Here is a 6,554-nt window from a genome sequence, read left to right as displayed (position 1 = left end):
GAAGCGACCGCCGCGCCCGCGCCGGCCCCGCGCCGCGCCGCGCCGGTCGCGCTGCGCCTGGAGCAGACCCTGGCCAACGGCGTCACCCCGTCGCGCACCGTGTTCGGGCTGACCCGCCACTTCGGCTGCTGGTGGATCAAAGGCGGCTGAATGGGCGCATCCGACGCGCCCTGCAAGCCCATACGCCGCAGTCGCGTTGGGAAGGGGCGGCCGTGCAGGGCACAATAGCGGTTTCCCTACCCCACGACGGAAGCCGACGATGCAATACCCCGAATGGATCTGGCACAACGGTTCGATCAAGCGCTGGGCCGACGCGACCACCCACGTGATGTCGCACGCCCTGCATTACGGCTCCTCCGTGTTCGAGGGCATCCGCACCTACGACACCCCGAACGGGCCGATCATCTTCCGCTTGAACGACCACAACCAGCGCCTGTTCGCGTCGGCCAAGATCTACGACATGGCGATCCCGTACTCGCTCGCGCAGATCAACGCCGCCTGCCATGAAGTGATCAAGGCCAACGGCAACACCACCGACTATCTGCGTCCGGTCGCCTACCGCGGCCTCGGCGGCTTCGGCCTGTCGGCCGACACGCCCACCGACGTCGCCGTGGCGACCTGGAAGATGGGCCAGTACCTGGGCCCGAGCGTGCTGGAAGAAGGCATCGACGCCTGCGTGTCGAGCTGGCAGCGCTTCGCCCCCAACACCATCCCGGCCGGCGCCAAGGCCGGCGGCAATTACCTGTCCGGCCAGCTGGTCGCGCGCGAAGCGCGCCGCCTGGGCTTCGGCGAAGGCATCGCCCTGGCCTCGACCGGCCTGCTGTCGGAAGGCGCCGGCGAGAACCTGTTCCTGGTCTTCAACGGCGCGCTGCACACCACGCCGGTGAGCGCGGCCCTGCTCAACGGCCTGACCCGCAACACCATCATCACCCTGGCCCGCGACGTCGGCATCGAAGTGGTCGAGCGCGACCTGCCGCGCGAATACCTGTACCTGTGCGACGAGTTGTTCATGTGCGGCACCGCCGCCGAGATCACCCCGATCCGTTCGGTCGACGGCCGCCAGGTCGGCGCCGGCCGCCGCGGCCCGGTGACCGAGCGCATCCAGGAACTGTTCTTCGGCCTGTTCAACGGCAAGACGCAGGACAAGTACGGCTGGCTCGAAGCGGTGAAGTAAGCCGGGCTCGATGAGGCCGGCCGCGCCGGCCTACGCTACCGCGGGCGCCGCATCCGTCATCGACGACGGATGCGGCGCCCGTTGCTTTGTAGGGATTCGCTTTGCAAGGCTTCGCTTTTGTGGAGCTTGCGCGCGCTTTTGTGGGAGGGGCTTCAGCCCCGATGCGGTTCGATCAGGCCGCGGCGATCCGGCACAAAAGCGTCGCGGCTGACGCCCCTCCCACAAAAGCCGGGCAGCGCTGCGAAGCCGATGCAATGGAACCGGAAGTCGCCAGTCTCAACGAACCGCTTACGCAGCGGCGATCACGCCGCCGGACGCGAGAACGTCAGCGTCGCCACCACCCCGCGCACCTCGCCGGGCTTGACCCGCACGTCCCAGCCGTACAGATCGCACAGGCGCCGCACGATCGACAAGCCGATGCCGCCGCCCTGCGAGTGCCCCGCGTGGGTGCCGCGATAACCGCGCTCGAACAGCTTGGCCGCGTCTTCCGCGCTCAGGCCCGGGCCGGAATCGATGACTTCGACCGAGTTCGCCAGCAGCCGCACCACCACGCCGCCCTCGGTGGTGTACTTGACCGCGTTGCCGATCAGGTTGCCCAGCGCCACCGCCACCGCCGCCTCCGGCGCGTCCACCACCAGGCCGCGCTCGCCTTCCACGCTCAGCTCCAGGTTCTTGCTGCCCAGCTGCGCGCGGTGCGCGTCGAGCAGTTGCTCCGACAGTTTGGCGATGTCGGTCGAGCCGTGCCCGCGCTCGTTGCGCGAGAGCAGCAGCAGCGCGCTGATGAGGTCGGTGCACTGCTGCTCGGCGCGCTGGATACGCAACAATCGGTTGCGAGTCTTGTCCTCCACGTCCGGCCGCGACAGCAGCAGTTCGACCGCGCCCTTGATCACCGCCAGCGGCGTGCGCAGTTCGTGGCTGACGTCGGCGTTGAACTCGCGGTCGCGCTGGACCACGTTGGTCAGGCGCACCGCGTAATCGTCCAGCGCCTCGGCCAGCTGGCCGACTTCGTCGTCGGGGAAGTGCGAGGCCAACGCCTCGGACTGGGCGCTGCGCCCGGAGCGCTTGATCCGCAGCGCCAGCTCCGACACCGGGCTCATGACCCGCGAGGCCGCCCACCAGCCCACCAGCAGCGAGAACAGGGTGAACACCAGCACCGACAGATACAGCGCGCGGTTGAACTGGGCCTCGCTGCGCGCCGAGGGCGTGATGTCGTAGGCCATGAAGAACCAGGCCTTCGGCGTCTTGCGCACCGCCAGTTTGTAGGCGAACGGCCGGCCGTCCTCGCCGGTGCCGTTCATGGTGACGATGCCGTCCTTGAGGTCGTACCACTCCGGCCGGTTGATCCGCACCGACTCGAACTTGTCCGGGGTGTAGACGAAACCGCGGACCTGGTCGAACGCGGTCTGGGTATTGCTCGGATCCAGCTCGAACTGCTGCGCGGTCTTCTCGATGTTGCGGTTCATCACGTCCTCCACCAACTGGTTCTCCACCCGCGTGCGGGTCCAGTTGGTGGCGAAGGCGAACATCGTGGTCAGGCCGAACCCGAGCAGCACGAACGAGAGGATGATGCGGCTGCGCAAGCGCCGCCGGAAGCGCTTGCGTTTTTTCAGCCGCGCTGCGGAAGGGTCGGACGAGGCCACGCGTCAGCCGTTTTCGGGGGCCGCGATGCGGTAGCCGATGCCGTGGCGGGTCTGGATCAGCGGGGTGTCGAACGGCTTGTCGACCACCGCGCGCAGGCCGTGGATGTGCACGCGCAGACTGTCGGAATCCGGCAGCTCCTCGCCCCACACCCGCGTTTCCAGTTCCTGCCGGGTCACCACCGCCGGCGAGGCTTCCATCAGCGCCTGCAGGATCTTCAGCGCGGTCGGGTTGAGCTGCAGCAGCTTGCCCTGACGCCGCACCTCGAGCGTGTCGAGGTTGTATTCCAGATCGGCGGCGTTGAGCACCCGCGTCTGCACGCCGCGGCCGCGCCGCGACAGCGCGTTGAGGCGCACTTCCACTTCCTGCAGGGCGAAGGGCTTGATCAGGTAGTCGTCGGCGCCGGAGTCGAAGCCGGCGAGCTTGTTGTCGAGGCTGTCGCGCGCGGTCAGCATCAGCACCGGCGTCTGCTTGCGCGCTTCGTTGCGCAGCTTGCGGCATACCTCCAGGCCGTCGATGCCGGGCAGGTTCAAGTCGAGCACGATGGCGTCGAAGTCGTGCACCACGGCCAGGTGCAGGCCGGTGATGCCGTCGGCGGCGAAATCGACGGTGTGGCCGCGGTCTTCGAGAAAGTCGCCGAGGTTGGCGGCGATGTCCTGGTTGTCTTCGATTACGAGGATGCGCATGGGCTCGTCCCAGTGGGGTTGGCGGTACGACCATCGGCCGCGCGCCCGGGTTCCTGAGGCGTCGCACGCGAAGCGGCGACGGCAGGCGGAGGATTCTGCCAGAGCGTTTGTAAAATGAACGGGAAACGGACGGCTGCGCAAGCAGGCGCGCTTGCCGCGATGGGCGAATGGGCCAGAAGTCACGCATCCCGCACCGCCGCGCCGGACCCGCGCGGAACCCCTGAAAAACAAAGGCCCAGACGCGGGGCCACCGCGCCTGGGCCAAAAGGTGTTGCCCCGATTACCGTAACCTGCGTTCGCCCAGATGACGTCTGACGAGGAGCGTGATTGGGGGGATCGACAGTGCTGCGGTGGGCTAACGCTACGCGGATTTCGATTAAACCGCCGTTAAAAACGCTGTTAAATAAAAGTTAATCGCAACCTGAAGTTGGAATCGTCCCGGCCCGGCCCTTCCGCGCCGGGGACTCGCCGTTCGGCGGGTCGCCGACAGATGACCTGCCCGGCTTGCCATTTGCCGGGGATCGGGCAAGCCGGGCCCGGCCCGGGGGCCGCGTTCAGCGTCTCGCGACCGCCCGGCGGACCGGTTTTTCCCGCACCCGGCCGGCCACGAAATCGACGATTTCCACCGCCACGTCCACTCCGCTGGCCTCCTCGATGCCCTCCAGGCCCGGCGAGGCGTTGACCTCCAGGACCAGCGGGCCGCGGGCCGAGCGGATCAGGTCGACGCCGGCCACGCCCAGGCCCAGGACCTTGGCCGCGCGCACCGCCACCTCCTGCTCGGCGGCGCTGGCGCGCACGCCCTTGGCGGTGCCGCCGCGGTGCAGGTTGGAGCGGAAGTCGCCCTTGGGCGCCTGGCGCTTCATCGCCGCCACCACCCGGTCGCCGACCACGAAGCAGCGCAGGTCCGCGCCCTTGGCCTCGGCGACGAACTCCTGCACCAGGAAATTCGCGTACAGCCCGCGCAGCGCCTCGATCACGCCCCTGGACGCCGACAGCTTCTCGGTCAGCATCACCCCGGCGCCCTGGGTGCCTTCGTTGAGCTTGATCACATGCGGCGGCGGGCCGAGCATCGACAGCAGGTCGGCGGTGTCGTCGGGGTTGTCGCCGAACACCGTCGCCGGCAGGCCGATGCCCTGCGCGGCCAGCAGCTGGTGGCTGCGCAGCTTGTCGCGCGCGCGCAGGATCGCGTCGGAGGTGTTGGGGCTGTAGCTGTCCATCAGCTCGAACTGGCGCAGCACCGCCGAGCCGTAGCGGGTCACCGAGGCGCCGATGCGCGGGATCACCGCGTGGTAGCCGGCGATCTCGCGGCCCTTGTAATGCATCTGGAAGCCGTCGGAGGCGATGCGCATGTAGCAGCGCAGCGGGTCGAGCACGCGCACGCTGTGGCCGCGGTCGCGCGCGGCCTCGACCAGCCGGCGCGTCGAATAGAGCTTGGTGTTGCGCGACAGGATCGCGAGCTTCATGGCGTGTTCGGCTGGTAGGTGGACGGGAAGGAAGAAGGACGGGACCGTGCCGGCGGGGGCTGCCTGCGGGAACGGATGCAACGGCTGCGATCGAGCTCAGATGGGGCGTGCGCGGACGGCTTCAAGCCGGCGGCGGACCCGCCGGGCCGGCCGGCGCTCACGCGCGCGGCGCCCGCCGCCGCACGCGCCCATGCAGGAACGAGCGCGAGGGATCGATGGTGAACGCGTGCGCGACCGCGGTGCGCCCCAGCAGCATCGGGAAACGCATGCCGCGACGATCCGCCAGGTTCATGTCAATTTCGCGTTCGCTGCCGGCCAGACTCAGCACGGTGCGGATGAACACGCGACGGGTGCGGTGGCCGCCCGAATCGGTGACCTCGCGTTCGTCGAACACCGGCGCGGTCGCCTCGACCACGCCGGCGCCGACCACGCCCGGACTCAGGCGAAAGCCGATCCACGGCGCGCCGGCCTCGACGAAGCGCCACTGCGCGTCCACGTGCAGCGCCGAACTGCGCGCGCCGGTGTCGATCTTGGCGCGCATCGCGGCGATGCCCAGCCGCGGCAGCGCGGCGAATTCGCGCCAGCCCAGCAGGATCGGCGAATCCGGCGAATCCTGTGCTTGCGGGATCGGGGAAGACATCGCACCTCCGTTGTGGCGAATACTGAAAGAGTCGGGGGCGACAACGACGGACATCCGGCGGCGTCGGTGGCACAGCGCAGCCGTAACGAAAAACAGCGGCCTCGCGGCCGCCGTGACGTTGCGGTTGCGGCGGGCGCGGACGTTGCGCGGGCCTCGGGATCGAAGCTGCGTAGCGATGCGCGACAAGCCGTCGCGGGACCGGGCGCGCAGTCTAACCCGGCCGCCGTGCAAGCGTCATGCGATTTTCGCGGCAATGATTTTTTTACATCGGCGCGCGCTGGGCGGATGCCGGCGTCGGCTGGCCGGGCGTGCGCAGCGCGGCGGTCGCAGCGGCGTTGGCCGAAGTCGCGATGGGCCGCAGGGCCCTGGTTGACGTCGTATGTGCCTGAATCGTACAGGTTCGAACTGGGCCGGTTCGAATCGCATCGGCCCGAATCGCATCGCCTCGAACCGCATCGCCTCGAACCGCATCGGCTCGAACCGCATCGGCTCGAACCGCATCGGACCGAATCGCGCCGGCGCGAATCGTTCTGGATGCGACCGCGCCGGCTCGAACCGCAACCGCCGCAATCGCGATGAATGCGGCGCGACAGCCGCGGGCGGCGATGCCGGTTGGCCGAAGACCGCCGCGCACAGGTGCGTCGCGAGCGGCGCTCAGTTGCCGCAGTTGCGCCGCTCTTCCTCCACGTCCTGCGCCACCGCTTCGGCGCCGAGCACGGCCAGGTCGCGGATGTTGTTGCGCGTCTCGGCGCAATCGCTGAGCCCGCCGCCGCCGAACATTCGGCCGATGCGCTCGACGGTCGCCGCGATCGAACGCGGCGGCTGCATGCGGAAGCGCTGCGCGCCCTGCCCCGGCAACGGCGGCGAACGGCTGGCGAAAGGCTTGGCCGCGGGCGGCGGCGCGTCCCACGGCGCGCGCGGCGCGGATGCGGGCGGCGACGGCGCGGGCGAGG

The 6,554-nt window shown here is 69.3% G+C and carries 6 protein-coding genes and 1 pseudogene; 2 read left to right on the top strand and 5 right to left on the bottom strand.

The features are described from left to right. The first annotated feature begins 259 nt into the window (after positions 1-259). Positions 260-1,174, top strand: a complete 915-nt coding sequence (locus A7A76_RS24195; protein ID WP_206413710.1) for a branched-chain amino acid transaminase — start codon at positions 260-262, stop codon at positions 1,172-1,174. A 119-nt stretch (positions 1,175-1,293) separates the two neighbouring features. Continuing rightward, positions 1,294-1,395, top strand: a pseudogene (locus A7A76_RS27105) (DUF6053 domain-containing protein); the annotation flags it as partial. Positions 1,396-1,476: 81 nt separating this feature from the next. On the opposite strand, the gene A7A76_RS24190 reads toward A7A76_RS27105, so the two are convergent. From A7A76_RS24190 to A7A76_RS24170, 5 genes are all read right to left on the bottom strand, one after another. Then, positions 1,477-2,814 (bottom strand): sensor histidine kinase, encoded by a 1,338-nt coding sequence (locus A7A76_RS24190; protein WP_343225406.1) that lies wholly within the window; start codon positions 2,812-2,814, stop codon positions 1,477-1,479. Between the two features lie 3 nt (positions 2,815-2,817). After that, entirely contained in the window at positions 2,818-3,498 is a 681-nt protein-coding gene (locus A7A76_RS24185) for a response regulator transcription factor (protein WP_057946468.1), read from the bottom strand. Positions 3,499-4,052: 554 nt separating this feature from the next. Continuing rightward, positions 4,053-4,961: a 30S ribosomal protein S6--L-glutamate ligase gene (rimK, locus tag A7A76_RS24180; protein ID WP_206413709.1), complete on the bottom strand. Its 909-nt coding sequence runs from the start codon at positions 4,959-4,961 to the stop codon at positions 4,053-4,055. Positions 4,962-5,118: 157 nt separating this feature from the next. Further along, positions 5,119-5,601 (bottom strand): ATP-dependent zinc protease family protein, encoded by a 483-nt coding sequence (locus A7A76_RS24175; RefSeq protein WP_206413708.1) that lies wholly within the window; start codon positions 5,599-5,601, stop codon positions 5,119-5,121. 654 nt (positions 5,602-6,255) lie between these two features. Further along, the coding region (locus A7A76_RS24170; protein WP_206413707.1) for a hypothetical protein at positions 6,256-6,554 on the bottom strand (299 nt) is incomplete at its 5' end.

The sequence above is a fragment of the Lysobacter enzymogenes genome (assembly GCF_017168095.1).
Lineage (GTDB): Bacteria > Pseudomonadota > Gammaproteobacteria > Xanthomonadales > Xanthomonadaceae > Lysobacter > Lysobacter enzymogenes_D.
Note: the sequence above shows the minus strand (reverse complement) of the source record. Positions and strands in the feature narration are given on the sequence as shown.